The organism is Bacillus sp. YBWC18, from assembly GCF_002998775.1.
Lineage (GTDB): Bacteria > Bacillota > Bacilli > Bacillales > Bacillaceae > Bacillus.
In genome coordinates this window covers 485,434-508,727 of the sequence record NZ_PVRI01000002.1, presented here as the reverse complement: position 1 = coordinate 508,727, position 23,294 = coordinate 485,434, and the positions used below count along the sequence as shown (strand labels likewise).

Annotated in this window: 22 protein-coding genes; 11 read left to right on the top strand and 11 right to left on the bottom strand. The window is 40.7% G+C overall.

What is annotated here, in order from left to right; genetic code table 11:
* Positions 1–13 precede the first annotated feature (13 nt).
* Positions 14–679: a forespore capture DNA-binding protein RefZ gene (refZ, locus tag C6348_RS08855; RefSeq protein WP_106036968.1), complete on the top strand. Its 666-nt coding sequence runs from the start codon at positions 14–16 to the stop codon at positions 677–679.
* Here refZ and hisJ read toward each other — a convergent pair.
* The gene (hisJ, locus tag C6348_RS08850; protein ID WP_106042672.1) at positions 649–1,464 is read right to left on the bottom strand and encodes a histidinol-phosphatase HisJ; all 816 of its coding nucleotides are present in this window, start codon (positions 1,462–1,464) and stop codon (positions 649–651) included. The two genes, refZ and hisJ, sit on opposite strands and share 31 nt — an antisense overlap.
* A 340-nt stretch (positions 1,465–1,804) precedes the next feature.
* Between hisJ and ezrA the strand changes: the two genes are divergently transcribed.
* Positions 1,805–3,508, top strand: coding sequence for a septation ring formation regulator EzrA (gene ezrA, locus C6348_RS08845; protein WP_106042670.1), 1,704 nt, complete (start codon positions 1,805–1,807; stop codon positions 3,506–3,508).
* A 40-nt stretch (positions 3,509–3,548) separates the two neighbouring features.
* Here ezrA and brnQ (C6348_RS08840) read toward each other — a convergent pair whose 3' ends face one another.
* Together brnQ (C6348_RS08840) and brnQ (C6348_RS08835) are read right to left on the bottom strand one after the other, a co-directional pair.
* Positions 3,549–4,892: a branched-chain amino acid transport system II carrier protein gene (gene brnQ, locus C6348_RS08840; protein ID WP_060597011.1), complete on the bottom strand. Its 1,344-nt coding sequence runs from the start codon at positions 4,890–4,892 to the stop codon at positions 3,549–3,551.
* Between the two features lie 210 nt (positions 4,893–5,102).
* Positions 5,103–6,446: a branched-chain amino acid transport system II carrier protein gene (gene brnQ / locus C6348_RS08835; RefSeq protein ID WP_106042668.1), complete on the bottom strand. Its 1,344-nt coding sequence runs from the start codon at positions 6,444–6,446 to the stop codon at positions 5,103–5,105.
* 200 nt (positions 6,447–6,646) lie between these two features.
* Between brnQ (C6348_RS08835) and C6348_RS08830 the strand changes: the two genes are divergently transcribed.
* The 7 genes from C6348_RS08830 to C6348_RS18880 all read left to right on the top strand — a co-directional run bounded on the left by C6348_RS08830 (position 6,647) and on the right by C6348_RS18880 (position 13,053).
* Positions 6,647–7,789: a cysteine desulfurase family protein gene (locus C6348_RS08830; protein WP_106042666.1), complete on the top strand. Its 1,143-nt coding sequence runs from the start codon at positions 6,647–6,649 to the stop codon at positions 7,787–7,789.
* Positions 7,790–7,793: 4 nt separating this feature from the next.
* Entirely contained in the window at positions 7,794–8,999 is a 1,206-nt protein-coding gene (gene thiI, locus C6348_RS08825) for a tRNA uracil 4-sulfurtransferase ThiI (protein WP_034661917.1), read from the top strand.
* Positions 9,000–9,088: 89 nt separating this feature from the next.
* Positions 9,089–9,301 (top strand): alpha/beta-type small acid-soluble spore protein, encoded by a 213-nt coding sequence (locus C6348_RS08820; protein ID WP_024424829.1) that lies wholly within the window; start codon positions 9,089–9,091, stop codon positions 9,299–9,301.
* A 225-nt stretch (positions 9,302–9,526) separates the two neighbouring features.
* The gene (gene mbcS, locus C6348_RS08815; RefSeq protein ID WP_060597007.1) at positions 9,527–11,107 is read left to right on the top strand and encodes an acyl-CoA synthetase MbcS; all 1,581 of its coding nucleotides are present in this window, start codon (positions 9,527–9,529) and stop codon (positions 11,105–11,107) included.
* Between the two features lie 132 nt (positions 11,108–11,239).
* Positions 11,240–11,854 (top strand): LysE/ArgO family amino acid transporter, encoded by a 615-nt coding sequence (locus C6348_RS08810; RefSeq protein WP_106042664.1) that lies wholly within the window; start codon positions 11,240–11,242, stop codon positions 11,852–11,854.
* Positions 11,855–12,107: 253 nt separating this feature from the next.
* Positions 12,108–12,860, top strand: coding sequence for a hypothetical protein (locus tag C6348_RS08805; RefSeq protein ID WP_095285575.1), 753 nt, complete (start codon positions 12,108–12,110; stop codon positions 12,858–12,860).
* Between the two features lie 16 nt (positions 12,861–12,876).
* Positions 12,877–13,053 (top strand): hypothetical protein, encoded by a 177-nt coding sequence (locus tag C6348_RS18880; protein ID WP_162839365.1) that lies wholly within the window; start codon positions 12,877–12,879, stop codon positions 13,051–13,053.
* A 48-nt stretch (positions 13,054–13,101) separates the two neighbouring features.
* Here C6348_RS18880 and C6348_RS08800 read toward each other — a convergent pair whose 3' ends face one another.
* Positions 13,102–13,533, bottom strand: a complete 432-nt coding sequence (locus C6348_RS08800; protein ID WP_106031176.1) for a MarR family winged helix-turn-helix transcriptional regulator — start codon at positions 13,531–13,533, stop codon at positions 13,102–13,104.
* Between the two features lie 117 nt (positions 13,534–13,650).
* Between C6348_RS08800 and C6348_RS08795 the strand changes: the two genes are divergently transcribed.
* Both C6348_RS08795 and C6348_RS08790 read left to right on the top strand, forming a co-directional pair.
* Complete coding sequence (locus C6348_RS08795) at positions 13,651–14,238, top strand: NAD(P)H-dependent oxidoreductase (protein WP_060597004.1); 588 nt, start codon at positions 13,651–13,653, stop codon at positions 14,236–14,238.
* Positions 14,239–14,342: 104 nt separating this feature from the next.
* The gene (locus tag C6348_RS08790) at positions 14,343–15,695 is read left to right on the top strand and encodes an amidohydrolase family protein (RefSeq protein ID WP_106042662.1); all 1,353 of its coding nucleotides are present in this window, start codon (positions 14,343–14,345) and stop codon (positions 15,693–15,695) included.
* 40 nt (positions 15,696–15,735) lie between these two features.
* Here C6348_RS08790 and C6348_RS08785 read toward each other — a convergent pair whose 3' ends face one another.
* The 7 genes from C6348_RS08785 to C6348_RS08755 form a co-directional block, all read right to left on the bottom strand.
* The gene (locus C6348_RS08785; RefSeq protein WP_106042660.1) at positions 15,736–17,673 is read right to left on the bottom strand and encodes an ABC transporter permease; all 1,938 of its coding nucleotides are present in this window, start codon (positions 17,671–17,673) and stop codon (positions 15,736–15,738) included.
* Positions 17,663–18,424: an ABC transporter ATP-binding protein gene (locus tag C6348_RS08780; protein ID WP_012010889.1), complete on the bottom strand. Its 762-nt coding sequence runs from the start codon at positions 18,422–18,424 to the stop codon at positions 17,663–17,665. Before C6348_RS08780 ends, C6348_RS08785 begins: the two co-directional genes overlap by 11 nt.
* A 106-nt stretch (positions 18,425–18,530) precedes the next feature.
* Positions 18,531–19,535 (bottom strand): sensor histidine kinase, encoded by a 1,005-nt coding sequence (locus tag C6348_RS08775; protein WP_189293951.1) that lies wholly within the window; start codon positions 19,533–19,535, stop codon positions 18,531–18,533.
* Positions 19,535–20,224 (bottom strand): response regulator transcription factor, encoded by a 690-nt coding sequence (locus C6348_RS08770; protein WP_148660152.1) that lies wholly within the window; start codon positions 20,222–20,224, stop codon positions 19,535–19,537. Before C6348_RS08770 ends, C6348_RS08775 begins: the two co-directional genes overlap by 1 nt.
* A 110-nt stretch (positions 20,225–20,334) precedes the next feature.
* Positions 20,335–21,255, bottom strand: coding sequence for an iron-hydroxamate ABC transporter substrate-binding protein (locus tag C6348_RS08765; RefSeq protein ID WP_034661895.1), 921 nt, complete (start codon positions 21,253–21,255; stop codon positions 20,335–20,337).
* A 198-nt stretch (positions 21,256–21,453) separates the two neighbouring features.
* Positions 21,454–22,053, bottom strand: coding sequence for a response regulator transcription factor (locus C6348_RS08760; protein ID WP_106042654.1), 600 nt, complete (start codon positions 22,051–22,053; stop codon positions 21,454–21,456).
* Positions 22,050–23,186 carry a sensor histidine kinase gene (locus C6348_RS08755; protein ID WP_106042652.1) on the bottom strand — a complete coding sequence of 379 codons (1,137 nt, stop codon included), beginning with the start codon at positions 23,184–23,186 and terminating at the stop codon, positions 22,050–22,052. Before C6348_RS08755 ends, C6348_RS08760 begins: the two co-directional genes overlap by 4 nt.
* Positions 23,187–23,294: the final 108 nt, after the last annotated feature.

Genomic DNA, 23,294 nt, shown 5'->3' with positions numbered 1-23,294 from the left:
GAGGGGTGAGCGGATGAAAACATCAACAACCGTGCAAACAAAAGACCGTATTATTGAAGCTTCCATCAGACTTTTTAACCAAAAAGGATTTTCTGGAACCTCTGTCCGTGAGATTGCGAAGGAAGCAAACGTCAACGTTGCCCACATATCTTATTACTTTCAAGGAAAAGGAGGGCTGCTTGAGCAGCTTGTATCCGATTTTTATGAAGGCTATATTCACATGATTGAATCACATATCCATCACATGGAAACTCGTCACGCAAAAGAATGTTTACTTCATGTGGTTTTTGATATTTTATCTTATCAGCACAAGCACCGTCAATTAACCCGTTTTGTTTATCGAGAGGTGACGATTGATTCGACGCTCATTAGAGAAATTATGTCGACCTATTTAACAAAAGAAAAATATTTGTTTCAGCTCATCATTGAAAAAGGGAAAAACACCCATGTGATTTGTGAGCAGCTCTCACTCTCATCGTTTATGATTCAACTGAAATCACTACTCATGATGCCCTATTTACAGCCGCAATATTTAACAGAGGTGCTTTATTTGAATCCAAATGAGCCATATTTCTATCAAATGTATTTTAAAGAACTAAGCCGCTCGCTTCATCATTTACTAGAACCAAAAAAGCCGGCATTAGATTCTCACTTAAAACTCATGATGTCTTCGAATTGATCATAAGCATATCCGAGATCTTCCGCTTGATGGGCATCAGACCCGAATATGAGCGGAATTTTTTTCTGTTTTGCAAGATCAATCATCCATTGATCTAAATAGATACTTCTGGCATATGTTTTACGAAGACCTGATGTATTAAAATCTAAGGACATGCCTTTTTTTGCCGTTTCTTCAAGACAAAGGGTAACCTTTTGACAAAGTTCAGGCGGCATCTCAAATGGGAAAAGCTGTTTAAATTTCTGCACAAGGGTGATATGACCGATTCTCTTTGGCTTATAGCGACCTAAAGATGATAGAATAGAAGAATGAATTTGGTCATAGTAGCTTTGATAGACCTGTTCGATGCTGCCATAGGCGCTTATTAGCTGCTTGAAGGCATGCTCGTCAAAATCAAGGCAAATATAATCATCGCCAGCAGGAAGAAAGTGAACAGATAAAATGCTATCGTCTAGTTCTGGACCGTAGCAGTCTAAAAAGGCACTTGTTTCCTCTTCATACTCTTTGATATAGTCAACCTCAAGCCCAGTTTTTACTATTAATTGTCCTTTGTATTCCTGTTTCAGCTGATCCAATTTCGTTATATACGATTCAAGGTCTTGGAGCTTCATGGCACTATCCTGCTCTGGTGTTGGATCTCGAAACGATGGAGGCAGAGGGGCATGTTCGGTAAAGGTTATGGAATCAAATCCCTTTTTGATGGCTTTTTCAATATAAGAATGAAAAGGATCAAGCGAGCCGTGCGGGCAAAACGGTGTATGTAGATGTGCATCCTGCTTCAGCATGTCGTCACCTCTTGTCGATATTTTGAAAAACGTGATGTTTATCAGCGAAAATAATGAAAAATCATGACCAAAAATGCTGGTTACATGGTATCATAATAACAATGAAAACGACAGCTTCCGCATACATAAAAGCAGGTCACATGGATACGTGTGATCAAATGATAGAAAGCGCTCAAATACTTTCTTGAAAAACATACATAAAACCGTGAATGGATGGTATTGGAAAACATACGATCCTGTTTATAAAAAGACAAATGCAAAGCGGACACGAAAGGGTTCTCAGGTCTACTCGGGACACTTTTACCCTGACATCACTTAGATCACAACAAGGGGGCTCATTATGGAGTTTATCATCGGTTTAATTGTCATTTTGCTTGCTTTGTTTTCAGTCGGTTATTTCCTGCGAAAAAATATATATAAAGAGATTGACCGATTGGAAGCATGGAAAATTGAAATTTTAAACAGATCAATTGTAGAAGAAATTTCAAAAATCAAACATTTAAAAATGACCGGAGAAACAGAGCAATTTTTTGAAAGATGGCGTGCAGAGTGGGACGATATCGTCACAGCCCATCTTCCAAAGGTAGAGGAGCTATTATATGATGCAGAAGAGTATTCTGATAAATATCGATTCTCCAAAGCCAAGCAGGTTCTTACGCACATTGAGGACTTGCTGAGTGCTGCTGATTCGAACATTGAAGACATTTTAAAAGAAATTGCAGACCTTGTCACAAGCGAGGAGCAAAATCGCAAGGACATTGAAAAGGTCAAAGAGCAATATCAAACAGTTCGAAAAAATCTGCTTGCGTACAGCCATTTATATGGCACCCTTTATGACAAAATGGAGCAGGACTTAGATGAGGCCTGGGAAGGGATCAAGCAGTACGAGGAAGAAACAGAAAACGGAAACTACATGAAGGCAAGAAAGATTTTGCTTGAGCAAGACCGCAGACTCGACCAGCTTCAACTATATATCAATGATGTACCAAAGCTTATTGCAGACTGCAAACAAACCGTACCAGGTCAGCTGACGAAGCTGAAAGACGGATATCAAGAAATGACAGAAAAAGGCTACAAGCTGGAGCATATCCAGATCACGAAAGAGCTGGAGACTTTAAACAAACAGCTTGCGAGAGCGGAAAAATTGCTCATTGATGAACTCAATTTAGAAGAGGCATCAAGCATTCTGCAAATGATCAATGATGCGATTGAGACGCTGTATGATCAGCTGGAGGCGGAAGTAGAAGCAGGTCAGGAAATCAAAAGCAAAATGCCTGAGCTCACAGAAGCATTCGAGAAGCTTGAACAAGATCACACACAAACAAAGGCAGAAACGGCTCTTGTGAAAGAAAGCTACAAGCTGACAGCAGGAGAGCTCGATCAACAGAAAGCATTCGAAAAACGTTTAGAAGAAATTGAAAAGCTGATGAAACAAATCCGCGAGAAGCTTGATCGTGACCACGTGGCATATTCATTATTAATGGATGAAATCAATCAGCTGGAGACCTTTATCGATGATGCAAAAGCATTGCATGACACATTTAAAGGTCATCTACAATCATTAAGAAAAGAAGAATTACAAGCGAGAGAAACACTGGCTGAGCTCAAAACCATGCTGACAGATACAGTCCGCCAGCTGCATAAAAGCAATATCCCAGGTGTACCTGCTGAGATGAAAGAGCGGGCTGAAAAAGCGCAGGAGATGATCCAGCAAGTGCATGAGCAGCTGGAAAACCTGCCGCTCAACATGCCGGCAGTGAATCAACAATTAAAAGAAGCCTCTGACACAGTCAGAAATGTTGCGGATGAGACAGAAGAAATGCTCAGTAAAGTGGATCAAATTGAACGAATCATTCAATACGGCAATCGTTTTAGAAGCCAAAACCACATTCTTTCAGAACAACTAAAAGAGGCAGAACGAAGATTTTACGCTTACGATTACAACGGATCATTTGATATAGCAGCTGCGGCTGTTGAAAAAACATCACCCGGAGCTGTCCCAAAGCTGTTAGCTCAGCAAGAAAAAGAGTATCAGCACCAATAAAAAAGCTGAAGTCCATTTACAGGACTTCAGCTTTTTTCTGTTAAGATGCTTGTTTCTCCCGCTTTTGGGAAGCAGAAGAAGTGAAAAGAGAAAGAACGAACCCAATGACCACTCCGAAAATAGCAGGAACAACCCAGCCAATACCAAGGTCATATAAAGGTAATATCGTTTGAAAGAGATCCTCCACTGGTCCAATCGGGAGTTTCGCTGCTACTAAGCCGTCAAACAAACTGACGCAGCCAGTTAAAATCAAAGTAAGGACATAAACAGGTCTTCTTTGACCAAGCCATTTATCTGCCAGCGATAACACAATGATGACAATCGCTAGCGGGTAAATGGCAGTTAAAACTGGTACAGAGAAAGCGATAATATGAGCAAGTCCAAAATTTGAAATGATAAAACTGAATAATGTCACTAGTGTAACGACCATTTTATAAGAAAGTTTAGGTAATAAATTTGAGAAATACTCTCCGCATGATGTAACGAGACCGATACTTGTTGTTAAACAAGCAACCGTAATCGCGGCACCCAACACAATATTTCCTAAACTGCCAAATAGGAATTGAGAAGACTGAGCCAAGATTTTACTGCCATCTCCAACAAAACCAATGGCGTGTGTACTTGAAGCGCCTAAATAAGCAAGAGATAGATAAACAAATGTTAATCCGCAAGCTGCAATCAGACCCGCTTTGATACAAGCAGAAGTCAGTGCCTTTTTACTTGTCACACCGCGTCCTTTAATGGCGTTGATGACAACAACCCCAAACACAATAGAAGCAAGAGCATCCATTGTTTTATAGCCCTCTAGAAATCCTTTGAAAAATGATCCGCTGCTATAGGATACATCAGGTGTGCCAACGGCGCCCATCGGCGTTAAAATGGCTTTGACAATAATAATAAAAATAATCGTAAATTTAATTGGTGTTAACACTTTCCCTACACGATCCACAATCTTCGTTGGATTTAGAGCAAGATAATATGTAATACCAAAAAAGACAAGTGTGAATAAAAGAAGTGAGAGCCAAGCTGGTACACCTGCTAAAAAGGGTAATGCACCAATTTCATATGAAACCGTTCCTGTACGAGGAATAGCGAAAAGCGGCCCAATAGATAAATATAAAATGACGGTAAACGCTGTTCCAAAAGCTGGGTGAGCTTTATCAGCTAATCCTTTCGCATCTCGACCTGTTAAAGCGATCGCAATAATCCCTAGAAGAGGTAAACCGACACCTGTTAATAAAAATCCGCCCATTGCTTTCCACACATTTTGCCCAGCATATTGCCCAAGCTCTGGTGGATAAATCATATTTCCGGCGCCGAAGAATAGAGCAAATAACATAAAACCGATAATAACTGTATCTTTCGTCGACAAAGTTGCCTTCATTGCATTTAAAGCCTCCATTATTATGTTGAAATATTCTGTTAATTAGTTGCTAAGTAACCGTTCATCATTAACATTCACTAATTATAAAGGATGTACGCCTGATGTCAACATGTGTTTTCGTACAAAAGTCATGAATTTTTCTATTTTAGTATATGGAGAACAATAAAAAACATCCCCTTCCAATGAAGAAGGGGATGTTTCGGTTTATGACTATGAGGCGAACTGTTTGGGCGGGCTGGTAAACATCGAAATAAGTAAACCAACCACAGCACCGATAATGGCTGGTACGATCCAGCCAATGCCTAAATTGTAAAACGGTACGATTGAACCCAAGATGTCAGGCAAGTCACCGAGATTCATTTTGGCAGCTAATAATCCATCAATGATGGCAAAGAAACCAGTAAAGATGAGGGATACGATATAAATGATTCGTCTGCCGTTAATCCAGCGATCAAGGAATGACAATAAAATAATAACAATTGCCAGTGGATAGATTGTCACAAGAACTGGAACAGATAGAGAGATAATTTGTGCCAAACCAAGGTTTGCAACCAGTGTACTAAATAAAGAAACAATTAGAACGACTGTGCGATAAGAAAGGCTAGGGATGAGCTTTGAAAAATATTCCCCACAGGATGAAATAAGTCCAACACTAGTCGTTAAACAAGCGAATAAAATGGCTGCGCCAAGTACAATGTTTCCAGCAGAACCGAATAAAAAGTTGGCAGAAAGTGAAAGCAGTTTGCCGCCGTCATTTGCTCCAACCATTCCCGTCGCATCGGGACTTGAAGCACCCACATAAGCAAGTGAAATGTACACCAATGCCAGCCCAACAGCTGCCACGAGTCCTGCTTTAATACAAGCCGCTGCAAGAGATTTACGCTCCGTGATGCCTCTTTCCTTAACAGCTGTCACCACGACGATCCCAAATACGATAGAAGCAAGAGCATCCATTGTTTTATAGCCTTCTAAAAATCCAGTGAAGAGCGGGTTTGCTTCATATTTTGCATCAGGAGCACCGATCATTCCCATTGGCGTAGCAATGGCTTTAATGACAATAATGGCAATAACAGTTAATAAGATCGGTGTCAAAATTTTACCAATTCGATCAACCAGCTTTGAAGGATTTAAAGCAAGCAGGTATGAAATAGTGAAAAACACAACGGTAAAGATGAATAGTGGTACCCATGAAGTGGACTGTGCCCCTGACAGAAATGGAGCTAATCCTATCTCGTATGAAACCGTACCAGTTCGCGGAATAGCGAAAAATGGTCCGATGGATAAATACAGAATAACGGTGAAGATGGTCCCGAATTTTGGGTGCGCTTTATCCGCAAGGCCTTTTGCACCGGTACCTGTAAGGGCGACTGCAATCACCCCTAGAAGCGGAAGACCTACTCCTGTGAGTAAAAATCCACCGATGGCAAGCCATACATTCTCACCCGCATATTGTCCAAGAACAGGTGGGAAAATCATATTTCCTGCGCCAAAGAATAATGCAAAAAGCATTAGACCAATGGCTAGCGTCTCTTTTATACTTAAACTATTTTTCAAAATAGTTCCTCCTTAATCAGTGTAGTATGTCAAATTAAAATATTCTGACAATTCGGATGGTCGTGTGACAATTGCACTATGGATGATATAGTGAAAATGAAAAGTTGTCAACTGCCATTTTCAGAAAATTCTCTGTCTGACTTCATTATGGTAACATATAAATGCATTTATTTTTTAAGCTTTTTGTAAGGAGTTACAATATGATCTATCTTGATAATAGTGCAACAACCAAGCCTTATCCAGAGGTTTTACAAGTATATCAGCAAGTGAGTGAGCGTTTTTTTGGTAATCCGTCTTCGCTTCATCAGCTCGGAATTGATGCCAGCCGGCTGCTAAGTGAAACGAGAAAACAAATGCTTCACTATACAGGATTGAAACAATATGAGATTATTTTCACTTCTGGTGCAACAGAAGCAAATAACATTGCCATTAAAGGAGCAGCTCTAGCCAAAATGAACCGGGGGAAACATATTGTGACAACAGCAATTGAACACCCCTCTGTCATCGAATCGTTTGAACAGCTGAAGGCTTTATTTGGTTTTGATATCTCCTATATTCAAGTAAATGAGCATGGCCATGCTGATATGAATCATTTAAAAGAAGTGCTACGCCCTGATACGGTACTGGTCAGCATGATGCATGTCAATAACGAAACGGGTGCCATCCAGCCGATTGAAGAAGCTGCTGGCATCATTCGTGAGCATGCCGAAAATGCCTTTTTTCATGTCGACGGGGTCCAGGGAATGTGTAGAGTAGCACTTAATAAACAGCTGGATGTGGATCTTTTGACGATATCTGGCCACAAAATTCATGGCTTAAAAGGGACAGGAGCGCTCTTTTTAAAAAAAGATGTTGTGCTTGCCCCTTTCATCACAGGAGGAGAGCAGGAATTAGGACTACGGTCAGGTACTGAAAACCCTGCTGGTGCTGTCAGCTTAGCAAAAGCCATGAAACAATCATTCGAACGGCTGAAAAATTATCATGATGAAATGCTTAACTTAAAAACGCAGCTGCAAAAACAGCTTGGAGAAATAGAAGGTATTGTCATCAACACACCGCTGACGCAAAGTGCGCCGCACATTGTGAATTTTTCAGTGCCAGGTATTCAAATCGAGGTTCTTCTCCATATGCTTGAAAAAGAAGGCATGTATGTCTCGACAACCTCTGCCTGCTCAGCCAAGAAAAAAGAGCCAAGCCGTGTGCTGCTAGCGATGGGGAAACCGGAAGAAGCGGCCAAAAGCAGTATGAGAATCAGTTTGACATATGGCCAAGGACCAGAGCTAGCGCCGCATATCATCACAACGATCGCACAAAGTGTGAAAAAATTAAAAGGAATGAGATAACAACATGAAATATGATCATATTTTAGTCCGTTTTGGTGAGATTTCAACAAAAGGGAAGAATAGAAAGAAATTTATTGAAAAACTAAGACAGCATATCCGATTTGTATTAAAAGATTTTGATGCATTAAAGTACGCATCTGACAGAGACCGCATCACGATCATGCTGAACGGAGAAGATCCTGAACCGATTTCAGAACAGCTTAAAGGTGTATTTGGCATTCAAAGCTTTAGTCTTGCGGTGAAATGTGAGACAAATCTCGATGCCATCAAAGAAGCGTCACTCACAGCGGTACAGGAAGTATATGAACAAGGAAATACATTTAAGGTCTCAACGAAACGCTCTTATAAACAATTTGAACTTGATTCAAATGAAATGAACCGCGAAATTGGCGGACATGTGCTGAAGAATACGGAAAACTTAACGGTCAATGTCAAACAGCCGGATGTACATTTGCGCATTGAAATAAGAGAACATGCGACGTATATTACATTTAAAGATGTCAAGGGTGCTGGCGGCCTGCCGGTTGGTTCAAGCGGAAGAGCGATGCTCATGCTTTCAGGCGGCTTTGACAGCCCAGTTGCCGGCTATCAAGCAATGAAACGCGGGATTCAAATTGAGGCTGTACATTTCTTTAGTCCCCCATATACAAGTGAACGTGCCAAGCAAAAGGTCATTGATCTTACAGAATGCTTAGCAGCATATGGAGGCGAAGTGAAGCTTCACATCGTTCCTTTTACAAAAATTCAAGAGCTGATTCACAAACAAGTACCTGAAAACTATACGATGACATCAACAAGAAGAATGATGCTAAAAATAGCTGATAAAATAAGAGCGAAGCGTGATGCTCTTGCGATTATTACTGGTGAAAGCCTTGGACAAGTCGCAAGTCAGACACTGGAAAGCATGTATGCGATTAACCATGTGACCAATACACCAATCATTCGACCGCTCATTGCTGTTGATAAAAATGACATTATTGATGAAGCGAGACGAATTGGCACTTACGAGACAAGTATTCAGCCTTTCGAGGATTGCTGCACGATCTTTACGCCGCCATCTCCTAAAACAAAACCAAAGCTTGAGAAAGTAGAACGCTACGAAAGCTTTGCTGATTTCGAGCCGATGCTCGACGAGGCAGTGGATCAAATGGAAACGATCATCGTCACAAATGAGAAGAAAGCGGCAGACGAATTCGCTGATTTATTCTAAAACAAAAATTTCATAATAATTACCATAAAATCAATCGCATGAAGTCATGTGTTTCTACACATTCTATATTCACAAGGAGGTGAGAACACATGGCTCAACAAAACAGACAAAGCAGTTCTAACCAATTACTAGTACCAGGCGCTGCACAAGCAATCGACCAAATGAAGTACGAAATCGCTTCTGAATTCGGTGTAAACCTTGGTGCAGAAACAACATCTCGCGCTAACGGATCAGTTGGTGGAGAAATCACTAAGCGTCTTGTATCTTACGCTCAACAACATATGGGTGGCGGATCTTTCTAAGACACACAATTAAAAAGTTATGGCTTAAGAGCGGGATCATTCCCGCTCTTTTCTTTTTGTACATAAAAATAGTTTGAATATTTCTAAAAAAGAAGACGAATGAAAAAAATTATGGCATAATACTAGGAGTAGGTCCTAATTCAAGCATTTTTCAGTTATGAGTGTTAGAATAGGTAAATTGAAACATGTTTCGTTTCATAGAAAGAGGCTAAAAGGAGCTGTACCATGAAAAGAGAAGACTTAATTGCACCAGAACAATATAACTTAGTCAGTGAGATTGAAGCGTTCAGTCATGACAAGGAGAAAATGGCCCTGCACTGGCAGGATGGAAATGGCCACGAAGCGCATGTGACGTATGCAGCTTTAGTGGAAGAAGCAAATAAAATTGGTCATGTATTATTAAATGCAGGCTTTAAAAAAGGCGATAAAATCATTGTGATGGTGCCGCGCATGCTAGAGGCATACAGCATTTATTTAGCAATTTTGAAAACAGGAATGGTCGTCATTCCTTGTTCAGAAATGCTGCGTGCAAAAGATTTAGATTACCGAATTGAACATGCAGAAGCAAAGGGAGCGATTGTTTACTCTTCATTCATTCAATCGTTCGACGGAACCAATCAGCCAAACGATTTTAAAACATTCTCAATCGGTGAAAACGATCATGGCTGGACAAATATTCTAGCGCAAAAGGATCAACAATCAAGTGAGCTGCAAATGGCTCCAACAACACGTACAGACATGGCGTTCTTATCCTATACATCTGGTACGACAGGTCATCCAAAAGGGGTTGTTCATACACACGGATGGGCGTATGCACATTTACGCACAGCTGCCAAAGCATGGCTCTCTATTAATGAGGGAGATAAAGTATGGGCGACAGCAGGGCCAGGCTGGCAAAAATGGGTGTGGAGCCCTCTCTTATCTGTGTTAGGAAGTGGCGCAGAAGGCTTTGTATACGGAGGGAAATTCAATCCAAATACGTACTTAGAGCTGCTTCAAAAAAATGAAATCAATGTCCTATGCTGTACGCCGACAGAATATCGTTTTATGGCGAAAGTAGATGACTTGAGTCAGTACGAGCTGCCAAAGCTGCATAGTGCCGTTTCTGCGGGAGAGCCGTTGAACCGTGAAGTCATTGATACATTCAAAAAGCATTTTGATATAGAAGTACGAGATGGCTATGGCCAAACAGAAAGCACACTGCTCGTAGGGGTGCTAAAAGGAATGGACATCAAGCCAGGCAGTATGGGAAAACCAACACCTGGCAACGAAGTCGAGATCATTGATGAGGACGGTAGCGTATGCGCTCCTGGAGAAGTTGGTGACATTGCGGTCCATCTCGAAACGCCGGCGTTATTTAAGGAATACTACAAAGATGAAGAACGTACAAAAGCGCAGCGCCGCGGAAATTACTTTATTACCGGTGACCGCGCGAAAAAAGACGAAGATGGGTACTTCTGGTTTGAAAGCCGCAGAGATGATATCATCGTCAGCTCAGGCTATACCATTGGGCCGTTTGAAGTAGAAGATGCACTGATCAAACACCCAGCAGTCAAAGAATGTGCGGTTGTGGCTAGTCCAGATGAAATCAGAGGATCAATTGTGAAGGCATATGTCGTCCTGCGTGATGGATCAGCACAAAGTGATGAGCTGATCAAAGAGCTGCAGACACATGTGAAAAACACAACAGCACCTTACAAATACCCAAGAGAAATTGAATTCATTGACGAACTGCCAAAAACACCGTCAGCGAAAATCCGCCGTGTCGAGCTGAGAGAAAGAGAGCTTGCACGAAAAGGATCATGATGAATAAACGAAAAGCGTTTGGATGGAAGCATCCAGCGCTTTTTTTTTACGGAAAATCAAATCCGCTGGAAGCGGTCATGATGTTCTATGATAAAATGTGTAAGAATTGCTGGAAAAGGAGAATGTTAGAAGATGTTCATTGCCATCATTCATGGAATTGTGCTTGCCTTTGGTCTCATTTTACCATTGGGCGCACAAAATGTATTTGTGTTTCAGCAAGGAGCGCTTCAGCCGCGATTATATCAGGCCTTACCTGTCGTTATCACTGCTGCTCTTTGTGACACACTATTAATTGCATTAGCTGTCATTGGGGTTTCTGTTGTGGTGTTCACCATTCCTGTACTGCAAATCGGTCTTTATATCATTGGATTTTGTTTTTTAGTTTATATGGGATGGTCCGTGTGGAACACAAGCTCATCAACAGATGCTAAAGAGAAGCAGGAATTTATGCCTGCGAGAAAACAAATTCTCTTTGCCTGTTCAGTTTCACTTTTAAATCCCCACGCCATTCTTGATACAATTGGTGTGATTGGAACAAATTCGCTTCAATATAGCGGGGCAGAAAAACTGGCATTTACACTCGCCTGTATCATCGTGTCCTGGTTATGGTTTATTGGGCTTGCGCTTTTAGGGAAGATGCTAGGGAAGTTAGATACAAACGGCAAGTGGATGAACCGTATCAATAAAGCTTCAGCGGTCATGATCTGGCTTGTCGCGTTATACATTGCGTATCAATTGATTGTATAAAATACATAGAGGATAAAGCAAAGAAGCGCTTGGAAGGTAAGGTCCGGCGCTTTTTTTGTGTATTGGAAAGGCTCCTCAGCCAGTGTCACTATCATCGCAAGAGGAAGATCACATTCAATTGCCTATAGGAAATGATAAGAAATAGGATATATGATACATTACCAATAGTGGGTTTTATTGGCAAAAAGGTTTATTACATTATTTTCCTTTAGAGGTTATAATTTTTATGAAATTTGCTAAAGGAGGATATATGATGAAGTTAAGAAAAATGTTTTGTGTGCTATTGTTTATAGCACTTTTATTCGGACAATTTCCTGTAGGAAAAGCTATTACCATAAAGGAGGAGGAGCCTTTTAAAAAGATACAAAATGTTAAAACAGAAGAAAAACTCATAAAAAAGGCAAAAAAAAGCTCTCAATTTTTAAAGGCAAAAGAATTAGCCCAAAAGAAAGGTTATCTATTAAATGGAGAAAGTGCAGCGGTTCATCTGAACGCTGCTGAAACGGATGTTGTTTACTTTTATCTTAAAAAGAAGAAGTCAGATAATCAGCTGTTAGACAATGTTTCCTTCATTTCAGTTTCATTGAGCCAAATAAAAGCTTACTATATTCAACTTGCAGAATACGATGAGAAAGGAAATTTGCACTCATATTTCTTCCAAAATGGAAAATTGAAAAATAAGTTCCATATCAACCAAAAAGGGGAGTTTTTAAAAGGATCTTTTACCTATGGTGAAAATGGTGCAAAGCAAGATATGATGGAATTAAATAAAAAAATTTTCCAGGCAGATGATTCAGAAATTCAAACGAGTTTTAGTTGGAACAAGTTTTGGAACTGCTTAAAAAAGCAAAGCGGCCCGAATGAATCTCTTCCGCTACGTTCAATGGTTTTAGGAGCGTGTTATTATATTTGTTTAACGGGACCTGCTAGCTGTATAGCATGCGCAGTGATTAATGGAGGAATATCTGCAGGATTAGCCGGTTATTGTGTGAAAAAAGTTTGGTAAATGGGGGGTTTTTAGAATGGCTCATAAAGAACAGCGCAAGGGAATAGTTCTTGCTGTTTTTGATACGTTGACATTTGGTATACCAGTGTTGCTATGGAATTTATATAAGAATACCAGTACCACATTGAAATTCATGATCCCGATTATTCCCATTGTCGGTCTCATTACGTATTTTTTAGCATCTCTAGATTAATAAAATAAAAAATCCTTTGCATGAGCGATACGCTCATGCTTTTTTAGGTCATTTTTTGAAAATCGTTTGATTTAATAGGCGGAGAGCTTGTACGATGTCATCCATTTGTTCTGTATCTGTGGAAGATAGGCTGTCTAATAGCATCCTTTCGATATGCTGGAAAGCATCGTTCATACAAGCGCGGCCTTTGTCAGACAGCATGATCACATGCTTTCGCTTATCATCTTTGTCTTCCTTTTTATCTATAAATTGTTTTTCGTGCAGTTTTTTTAGTTCTCTGCTGACATTTGGAAGAGACATGTGCTGACAGTCGGCAATTTCACTAGGCGTAAGCGGTTCGCTGACAGCTAGCTGCTCTAGAATTAAGTATTGTAAGGTCGTTAGGTCAACTGGTTTGACTTTGCTCATCAGGGCGTGCTTCAGCTCTGAAAAAGTAGAAGCAAATGCTACGAATTCCTTGAAGAAATGGGGATGCTTCATGTTTATCACCTCCTATGTAACATACCAAAATTATTATCAAAAAACAATTATCATTTGACAACTAATTAAGAGGGGTATATCATTTAGTTATCAAATGATAACAAAAGGAGACAACACATGAATCTACTCATTATTTATACTCACCCTCATCACAATAGTTTAAATGGTGCTTTTTTAAAAGAAATAATGAAAGGCAGTGAAGAAAATCCACTTGTTCATGAAGTGAAAATCATCGATTTATACAAAGAAGAATTTGATCCTGTGCTGATTTTTAATGAAGAGAAAAAAAGGCGTGATATGCATAAGGACCCTGACATTCGGGTGTATCAGGAAAAGATCAAATGGGCAGATAAAATCGTGTTCGTTTATCCCATTTGGTGGGGGCGGCCGCCAGCCATGCTGATTGGCTTTATTGACCGCATGTTTGCTGCGAATTTTGCTTATCGTCAAACAGGCGGGCTGCTTCCAGAAGGACTGTTAAAAGGAAAAAGTGCTGTTTGTGTATCGACAATGCAAGGGCCAACCAACTACCCTTTATTCTTTTTGCAAAATGCACACAAGATGTTAATGAAAAGAGCCCTCTTACAATATGTCGGAATCAAACCTGTGAAGTTTTTTGAGTTCGGCATGATGGAAAGCCCAAAAGGGAAACATGAGGCCAAATTAAAACGTATCTACAACTATTTCAAAAAAATCAGCTCATAAAACAGTTGGTGAAGTCACTTTTCTTCTAATTCGATCCTTTTATGTTTTAAAATGACAGTGAGGGTGGGGGAACTCTTCCTCGTCATTTGAAAAGGGGGATATGGATGAAGAAAACATTGTTTAAAGATGCAGCGATTTTAACACTTGATCCAACTTTAGGTTTTTTAGAAAAGGGAGATTTATTAATTGAAGGGACACACATTTTAGAGGTCGGACCTTTCATTGAAGCAAATGATGCTGACATTGTCGATGCGTCCGATATGGTGATCATGCCAGGGCTTGTGGATACACATCGTCATGTGTGGCAGTCTGTCATCAGAGGCATAGGCACAGATTGGTCTTTGCAGACATATTTGAGCAAAATCTATTATGGTAACTATGGTGCGATGAGACGCCCATCCGATGATCGAATCGCAAATTATTTAGGAGCATTAGAGGCATTAGATGCAGGAGTGACCACATTTTTAGACTGGACGATGATCAATTCAATGGATCATACAGAAGAGCTCATCGGAGGATTAAAAGATGCGGGCATTCGAGCTGTTTTTGCTTTTGGCTCTTCTGGAGATGCTGAGTATTGGGATAGGGAGAGCACGCTCACCAATATGGAGGACGCAGCACGCGTGAAAAAAGCGCATTTTCAATCATCAGATCAGCTCTTGACGATGGGGCTTGCGATTCGTGGACCAGAGTTTTCCTCATGGGAGACTTCAGTATTTGAAATTGAAACAGCCCGGTCTCTAGATGCTTTATGCAGTATGCACATTGGCTTTGGGAATTGGGGAGCGGAGGATCGTTCGATTGAGCGGCTTCACAAAGCAGGGTTACTCGGACCTGACCTCAACATGGTGCATATCAATGCAATCGATGCGGATCAAATGAAGATGCTGGCAGACAGCGGAAGCTCCATATCTATTACACCTGAAATTGAGATGATGATGGGTCACGGTTATCCTGTAACAGGACTTGCGATTGAACAAGGTGTTCTTCCAACGCTCGGTGTAGATGTGGTAACAGCGACAGGCGGAGATTTGTTTGCTCAAATGAAATTCGGACTTCAGGCAGAGCGCGCGCTTCAAAATCAATCATTGCTGATGGAGGGAATCATGCCAGGACCTGAACTTGGGATTTCTGCTCATCAAATGCTTGAAGCTGCAACGATCAATGGGGCTCGTGCATTACAGCTTGATCATAAAATTGGCTCACTCACACCTGGAAAAGAAGCTGATTTCATCCTGATCGACCGGACAAGCATGAATCTTCTGCCGATGACAGATCCGGCTGGAGCGGTTGTCCAAACGGCACATCCTTCAAATGTTGATTCTGTCTATGTGGCTGGAAAAGCAGTGAAACGAAGCGGAAAGCTTGTTGGTGTGAACCTAGAAGAGGTCAAACGCAAAGCTTATGCGGCAAGAGATCATATTCTATCGCACAAGTTTGAATCAACTCCATCATAAACAAACATATCCCCATAGGCAGCGGCCTATGGGGAATTCATTACAAGGATTCTTTAATGACCTTTTTGTAATACTGGACAGATAGGAATCCGAAGACAGAATATAAAACCGTATAAATCGACATGACGATGAGCATTGGTGTCCACAGTTCACCGCCGAATAAAAACCAGCCAGACTGAACTGCAAAGTAGCTGTGCAGCAATCCGATGATGAGCGGAATCCCAAAGTTAAATAGCTGTTTGAGCCGAATGCCTTTTAATAGATCTTTCTCTGTAAAGCCAAGCTTACGTAAGATCGTGTACGAGCTTTGTTCTTCTTCACTTTCATTCATCTGTTTGAAGTATAAAATACAGCCTGATGTCACAAGGAAGCTTAGACCTAAAAATCCAACCACAAACATCATCAGTCCCATTGTTTGCTTTTGCTGCTGAGCTGAAGCTAATTGAGACATGCTGTCGTCACCTAGTTTTAAAGATGTAAACACATCATTGGCTTGTTCAAGGTTTTTATCATCTTTTATATTGACCGCGTTATATTGATTATTCTCAAGCTGCAGTTTAGGATCTTTCTGCTGGTCAAGCTTCTCAAAGACATTTTGACTGACGACGGCAACAGGTAGACCGCCAAAAGTGAATTTGTAAGAGATGATGTAATCTTTCTTCATATCAATGACTTTTAAATCAAGCGGCTTCTTGATGAGAAGTTTCACATCACCTGAGCTTTGAATCGGCATGAATTTCTTCAATAAATCACTGTAGCCGCTTAAGATGACTTCGTTGTTTTCCACATGAATATTAGGTGCATTTTTCTCACTGATCACAGGCAGTGTCAAGACTCCTGGATCCTTTTTCAAACTTTGTAATTCCGAATCCATGATCTTATGTGCATCAAAATCCGCTTGGATGACCTTGAACTGCTTTTTTTCATACGCAATATGTTTGTCAGAAAGTGCACGAGTGAAGGTATCGGCTTCTTTCTCTGAGCCCATGACAAAATGTGATGGAATCTGTTGTTCAGCCGTTTTTTCTGCTGAGTAATAGGAAATGTAGCTTAAAGATAACAACCCGATGGCAAGAGCAGATACGGTTGTAATAATCGTTAAAAGCAGTGCATTTGATTTTAATCGGAACATAATAGATGACAAAGACAAGACTTCATGAATGGCGAGATAGCCATTTTTTCTTTTTCGTACAATATTGGCAATGAAAGAAACAGAGCCTTTATAAAAGAGAAAGGTACCGATAATGACAGAGGCTAGAATATAAATCATGGCTGAAAATAACTCAAGCATGGACGTATATGAGCCGCTAAAAAGCTGAGAAGAAATATAATAGCCTGAGCTGATCAAGACAATACCGAAAACCCCAATGATGATTTCAAACACAGAGATCTTTTTCACACGCTGCTCTGTAGAAGACGTGGTTCTAAACAAAGATAAAATTGTCTGTTTACTAATAAACCGTCTATTTCTTAGCATAATTAATCCATAGATGATGAAAAAGACAATGAGCGTTTGCAGAAGGGCCATGCTTGAAAAATGCAGATGGGCGATGGCATTAACGCCGGTTACTTTAAATAGCACCATCAGCATGAGCTTTGAGCCGATAAATCCAGCTATGATGCCAACAGCCATTGAGAACACATATAGGATGAAATTTTCTGCATTGAGCAGTTTGGCAATTTTTTGTTTCGTCATGCCAATGAGCTGCAGGAGACCTATTTCTTTCCCTCGTCGTTTAATAAAAATGCTGTTCGCATATAACAGGAAGATCCCAACAATGGCAATGAGCAGTACCGAAGCAGCTTTAATCGACGCACCGCCTTTAATGGACCCTTTTACATCATCAAGTGCTGGTGAGTACTGCAAGGTGACAAAAGAAAAGTAGAGCGCCACACTAAACACGAGAGCAAACACATATAAATAGTAATTCTTCAAATTTTTCTTCAGGTTACGGAAGATGAGCTGATTAATGTTCATGCTTCACACCGCCTAAGACACCTTGCGTTTTCATAATATCTTCGAAAAACATCTTTCTCTCTAAAGCACCTTTATTCAACTGAGTATAGATTTGTCCGTCCTTGATAAAAATGACGCGTCTTGAATAGCTGGCTGCGACAGGATCATGTGTCACCATGACTATGGTCGCTTTTCGTTTGCGATTGAAATCTTGCAGCTTATTGAGTAGATCAGATGCAGATTTGGAATCAAGCGCTCCGGTAGGTTCATCCGCGAAAATAAGACTCGGCTCATGAATGAAGGCGCGAACCGCTGATGTCCGCTGCTTTTGCCCACCAGAGAGTTCATTCGGATATTTGTCTCTTAGTTCATAGATGCCCATGTCCTCCGCGAGCTGTTGAAAACGTTCAAAAGCTTCTTTTTTCGGCGTTTTGGAGATGGATAATGGCAAGAGGATGTTCTCTTTGACCGTGAGTGTATCAAGTAAGTTATAATCCTGAAAAACAAAGCCAAGCTGCTTTTTCCTGAATTCTGCGAGCTGCTGATCCTTCATCTGTGTCATCTCAGCATCTGCGATACGAATCGATCCGCTGGATACATGATCGATAGAGGACAATACGTTTAGAAGGGTTGTTTTCCCCGAGCCTGATGGCCCCATAATGCTGACAAATTCTCCGGCTTCAATGGTCAAATCAATGCCACTCAGCACCTCTTGTTTGTTGAATTTATTTCCGTAGCTTTTATATATTTTGCGAGCTTCTAAAATGTTCATTTGTCGATCCCCTTTTTCTATTTAATTGATACCTCTAGTATAAAAAGAAGCCCGCCGGATTTCCTTCGATTTGGCGAACAAAACAGACGAGCATGTGACATTGTTGTCACATGCTCGCAATATGCACAAAATCATTCTTTTTCGGAAAAATAAAGGTGAAGGTTGTGCCTTGATCTATCGTGGAGTTGACCTCGATCTTGATATGAAGAGCGTCTGCTCCTTTTTTCGTTAAATAAAGCCCCATTCCTGTTGAGGCGGTGTCATTGTGATGTCTTGTTGAGGTAAAACCCTTTTCAAAAATACGCGGCAGGTCTCTTGGGTCTATCCCTCTGCCTTGATCTGTGATCGTCAGCATCACTTGGTCATTCATTCGCTTGCTTTCAATGGCAATATCGGACGAATGACTGTACTTAACTGCATTTGTGAGCACCTGTCTGATCATAAAGGATAACCATTTTGTATCACTTAATACGTGACGTTCTTCTAGCGTGAGTTCAAAGCCGATTCCTTTTTGCATGCACCATGATTGGAGCGCTTTGATTTCCTTCGCTAAGATGCTTTGCAGGTCAAGCTGTTCAATAAATAAATCATTTTCGATATGACGTATTCTGCTTTGGTGCAGCTGGGCATCGAGTAATAAATGAATTCTGAGCCATTCATACGTCATATTCGATTTCAGCGGCTGCTCTGTTAAGCGGTCAATCATTAAGTGCATCGCTGTGAGAGGTGTTTTCACTTCATGTATCCATGAGAGCAATTCATCCTTCTCTTCTTCAAGGGCGATTTGCTGCTCTGCTGCCATTTTCCGGTAGCGGGCAATTTGCTCTGATGTCGCATCATGTACAAGCTGTTCAAATGGGGAAGATGGAGTGAGCCGCATTTGATGATCAATATGATCATCCCATTCTTTCAGCCGCTCATAATACGCCGTTTCTTTACGGTAACGGAAAAAGAGAAAGACGATCATGAAAAACGTAGACAATAACACAATATAAAAAAGAGACGCCAGTGGAATGGTCGTATCCAAATAAGCAACAAACAGAATGAGGAGCTGCAAACTAAGAAAGAACAGGATCCAGCTTCTTCGTTCTTTTAAAAATGCTTGCAGCATCATTGATCATCCTTTTCTTTTGCAAGATAGCCTTGGCCCACTTTTGTCTCAATGTAGGTGCCAAGGGAGATCTCATCTAGTTTTTTTCTAAGGCGATTGACGTTCACAGTGAGTGTATTGTCACTGACAAACCGTTCATCCTCCCACAGTGCTTGAATGAGTGATTCCCTGCTGACAATATGATTTTTATGCTGAATCAATTCCTTGAGAATAAACAGTTCATTTTTCGTTAATTCCACTTCACCGTGATCATTTGTGACGGTGTTTTTTTCTAGGTCGATCGTAGCGCCGCACCATACCTTTAAGCTTGCAGGTTCTGCATTGTAATCATGTACCCTGCGAAGAACGGCACTGACTTTGGCAATGAGCACGTCAAAGTGAAAGGGCTTTTGTACAAAATCATCGGCACCGAGCTGCATTGACATGACCATATCAGCAGGATGGTCACGAGAGGAGAGGAAGATGATCGGTACATTTGAATGATGCCGAATCATTCGGCACCAGTGAAAACCATCGTATTTTGGCAGCTGTATATCAATAATGACGAGATCAGGCTGAACAGAAGTGAATTCCTGCATCACCTGTTGAAAATCATGAATCCCATAAACATCATAGGACCAGTTTACTAGACGTTCTTTGATTTCTTGGAAGAGGGTTGTATCGTCCTCAATCAGTAAAATTTTAAACAAAACCAGCACCACACTTTTTGTATTCGCTTGTATGTAATTGTAGCGGAAAAAAGGCGCTATCGCTAGAAGCAGACAAGAAAAAAGCAAGGGAAGGGCTCCCTTGCATCAGTTTATTTACCTAAAAAGTGCTTTTTAAAGAATGATAGTTGATAGTCGAGTGTAAGCGGATCATTAAAATAGAATTCTTCTGCATTTGCCTCATACACACGATGTTTTTTCACAGCTGGGATGGACTTGTAGATTTCACTGTTTTGATAGGAATTGTCCATTTCGCTGTTTTTACTTATGATCATATAGTCTCCTGCAAATTCAGGAATCACTTCTTGTGAAACCGCATAGTAGCCAGCTTTTAATGCTTTTTCTTTCACTTTTTCAGGCATTTTTAGTTTCATTTCTTGGTAGAGGATTTCTGTGCCGCGGCCCCATGCATCTCCAAACACGTAAAGATCTTTTGTGCCGCTTTCAAACACAGAAACCGTCGCATCCTCACCGATTTTCGCTTTGATTTCTTTCCCAGCTTCAGCTGCGCGTTCTTTAAAATCTTTTACCCATGCTTTGGCTTCTTTTTCTTTGTTTAATACTTTTCCAATTTCAATATGCTGCTGAAGGTAATCGACTTTGTTATACGTAAACAAGACTGTTGGCGCGATTTTTTTTAGTTTTTCTACATTTTTTGTATTGCTTAAGCCAATGATGACATCGGGCTTTAGCTTCATGATTTTTTCGACATTGGCATCCGACACTTCTTCCACATCTTTCAATTCCTTTTGGAAGCGAGGGTTCTTTTTTGACCAAGAGTCGACGCCGACTAGGTTCACACCAAGTGACATGACATTACCCGTGTAAGAACCAAGTACAACGACACGTTTTGGATGCGCTGGCAGCTTCACAGGGCCATTTTCAGATTGATATGTAATCTTGTCTGATGATGTTGATTGATTTCCTTTATTTGAGGAAGAGCTGCTGCTATTGCCACATGCGCTCAACGCAAGTACAAAGATGAGCATCAGAGGGAACAATATTTTCTTCATGAATGTATACTCCTTTGAAATCGGCACATAAGCCGGGTATTTGATTGCATGAGTGATAATGATAATTATTATCACTTGGATATCATATCATAGGAGTGCGGTCTGTTGTCAATTGCATTTTGATAGTTGGTGATAAAAAATAGAGGGGGATTTTTGGTAGAAAAAAAGATCAAGGCACATGTGTCCTGATCTTTTTTCTTATTTAAACCAGCCTTTTTCTTTTGAGCGTGTAATGGCTTCAATGCGGTTTTTCACTTCTAGCTTATCTAAAATAATGGAAATGTAGTTCCGGACAGTGCCGCTTTTAATGCTGAGTTCCTTAGCAATTTCTTTTGTGTTTTTGCCGTCTGCGACGAGTTCTAGGACCGATTTCTCTCGTTCTGTTAAAGGATTTTCGTCACTATATAAGTCTTCCATTAATTCAGGGGCGTACACCTTTTTCCCTTTCATCACACTGCGAATGGCACTTGCCAGATCTTCACTTGGACTGTCTTTCAGCATATAGCCGCTGACGCCAGCTTTGAGCGCCCTTTGGAAATAACCTGAGCGGGCAAAGGTCGTTAAAATGATGATTTTCACATCTGTCCCTTTGAGCTCTTCTGCTGCATCAAGTCCGGATTTCCCTGGCATTTCAATATCCATTAAGCAAATATCAACAGGGTGTTTTTTGGCAAAATCGATGGCATCCTGGCCATTCGTTCCTTTCCCAACTACCTTCATATCGTCTTCTAAATCAAGAAGTGAACCGAGCGCACCGAGCAGCATTTGCTGATCCTCTGCGATAAAGATGTTGATCATTTCATTCCCTCCTTTTCTTTTGCTGCTGAATCATTTGGAATGCTCATGATCAGCTTCGTCCCATCTTTTGTCTCAAGGTGAAGGCGTCCATTTGCAAATTCCAATCTTTCTCTAATTCCTAAAAGGCCATGACCCTTCGTTTGAGAGGAGGGGTGATCTCCTTTAAATGTCCCATCATCCTCGACGGTGATGATGGCTTCCTTTGATTTTTGATGAATGGTGATTTTACAGATAGTCGCATTACTATGTTTGACGACATTTGTCACTGCCTCTTTGATGCACATGCTCACAATGTTTTCGTTAAGAAGAGAGATGTGTTTTGGCGCTTCCTTTTCATCATAGATCAATTCAATTCCGGCTGCTTCGAGAATTTGCTGTATGTTCGACAGTTCATCTTTGATTCGTATGCCCTTCATGGAGGAAACAATCTTCCGCACTTCATTGAGAGACGTTCTGGCTGTCTGCTGGACGCTTTTGAGCTCGGCACGAGCCTGTTCAGGATCTTTATAGATGAGTTTGCGGGCAAGATCACTTTTTAAACCGATAAGAGAAAGCTTTTGTCCAAGGGTGTCATGCAGATCACGTGCAATGCGCTGCCTTTCTTCAAGCTTCACAAGATCGGCGATCCGTTCATTGGCATTTTCTAATTTCTCTTCAAGCCGTTCACGTTCTTTCCTGCTTCGAATGCTGAGAGGGAGGAGAATGGCACTAATGAGTGTGATCACAACAAAAGGAATTTGTGTGAGAAACCATCCCTTTTTTAAAATCAAGCTAAAGTTCACCGCAATGGCAGCGCTCCCTAGATGAATATAGTATAAGATATAAAAGGGTACTTTTCTTTTAATATGCCCATTGAAATAGGCGATGCAAAAAGCGAAATAAATGTAGCTGTAGAGCATCACATAGCCAGTAGAAATCGCAATCAATAGAAGACCGAATACATATAAAGCCCAGCCTTTTGAGACAAAGGCAAAACGATAGACGGCAAAAAAGACGACGTTTAAAATGATACCGATCACAATGCTTAAAGTCGATGGGGTCTTAAAGATAAAATAGAAGGGCAGGATGAAAAAAATGGCCCATATATAGGGAGAAATCCCATGCAATTTTTGAATTTTAAACTGTTTTTTCATCCGTGTGCCACCTTTTCCGTTTTCGTTCTTTTTCCTTACTTTATCAAATTCAACTTATGGTTGCATCCTGTAAATGACAACAAGCTCCTTCTAGTGTAAGAAAGAGCT

Excerpts from the sequence above, each read along its gene's own strand:
- C6348_RS08760 (WP_106042654.1), bottom strand. The coding sequence starts at position 22,053 with ATGATCAACATCTTTATCGCAGAGGATCAGCAAATGCTGCTCGGTGCG.
- refZ (WP_106036968.1), top strand. The coding sequence starts at position 14 with ATGAAAACATCAACAACCGTGCAAACAAAAGACCGTATTATTGAAGCT.
- mbcS (WP_060597007.1), top strand. The coding sequence starts at position 9,527 with ATGAAAAGAGAAGACTTAATTGCACCAGAACAATATAACTTAGTCAGT.
- thiI (WP_034661917.1), top strand. The coding sequence starts at position 7,794 with ATGAAATATGATCATATTTTAGTCCGTTTTGGTGAGATTTCAACAAAA.
- C6348_RS08795 (WP_060597004.1), top strand. The coding sequence starts at position 13,651 with ATGAATCTACTCATTATTTATACTCACCCTCATCACAATAGTTTAAAT.
- C6348_RS08830 (WP_106042666.1), top strand. The coding sequence starts at position 6,647 with ATGATCTATCTTGATAATAGTGCAACAACCAAGCCTTATCCAGAGGTT.
- C6348_RS08755 (WP_106042652.1), bottom strand. The coding sequence starts at position 23,186 with ATGAAAAAACAGTTTAAAATTCAAAAATTGCATGGGATTTCTCCCTAT.
- C6348_RS18880 (WP_162839365.1), top strand. The coding sequence starts at position 12,877 with ATGGCTCATAAAGAACAGCGCAAGGGAATAGTTCTTGCTGTTTTTGAT.
- C6348_RS08775 (WP_189293951.1), bottom strand. The coding sequence starts at position 19,535 with ATGCTGCAAGCATTTTTAAAAGAACGAAGAAGCTGGATCCTGTTCTTT.
- C6348_RS08820 (WP_024424829.1), top strand. The coding sequence starts at position 9,089 with ATGGCTCAACAAAACAGACAAAGCAGTTCTAACCAATTACTAGTACCA.
- C6348_RS08780 (WP_012010889.1), bottom strand. The coding sequence starts at position 18,424 with ATGAACATTTTAGAAGCTCGCAAAATATATAAAAGCTACGGAAATAAA.
- C6348_RS08810 (WP_106042664.1), top strand. The coding sequence starts at position 11,240 with ATGTTCATTGCCATCATTCATGGAATTGTGCTTGCCTTTGGTCTCATT.
- C6348_RS08800 (WP_106031176.1), bottom strand. The coding sequence starts at position 13,533 with ATGAAGCATCCCCATTTCTTCAAGGAATTCGTAGCATTTGCTTCTACT.
- C6348_RS08765 (WP_034661895.1), bottom strand. The coding sequence starts at position 21,255 with ATGAAGAAAATATTGTTCCCTCTGATGCTCATCTTTGTACTTGCGTTG.
- C6348_RS08805 (WP_095285575.1), top strand. The coding sequence starts at position 12,108 with ATGAAGTTAAGAAAAATGTTTTGTGTGCTATTGTTTATAGCACTTTTA.
- hisJ (WP_106042672.1), bottom strand. The coding sequence starts at position 1,464 with ATGCTGAAGCAGGATGCACATCTACATACACCGTTTTGCCCGCACGGC.
- C6348_RS08790 (WP_106042662.1), top strand. The coding sequence starts at position 14,343 with ATGAAGAAAACATTGTTTAAAGATGCAGCGATTTTAACACTTGATCCA.
- C6348_RS08785 (WP_106042660.1), bottom strand. The coding sequence starts at position 17,673 with ATGAACATTAATCAGCTCATCTTCCGTAACCTGAAGAAAAATTTGAAG.
- ezrA (WP_106042670.1), top strand. The coding sequence starts at position 1,805 with ATGGAGTTTATCATCGGTTTAATTGTCATTTTGCTTGCTTTGTTTTCA.
- brnQ (WP_060597011.1), bottom strand. The coding sequence starts at position 4,892 with ATGAAGGCAACTTTGTCGACGAAAGATACAGTTATTATCGGTTTTATG.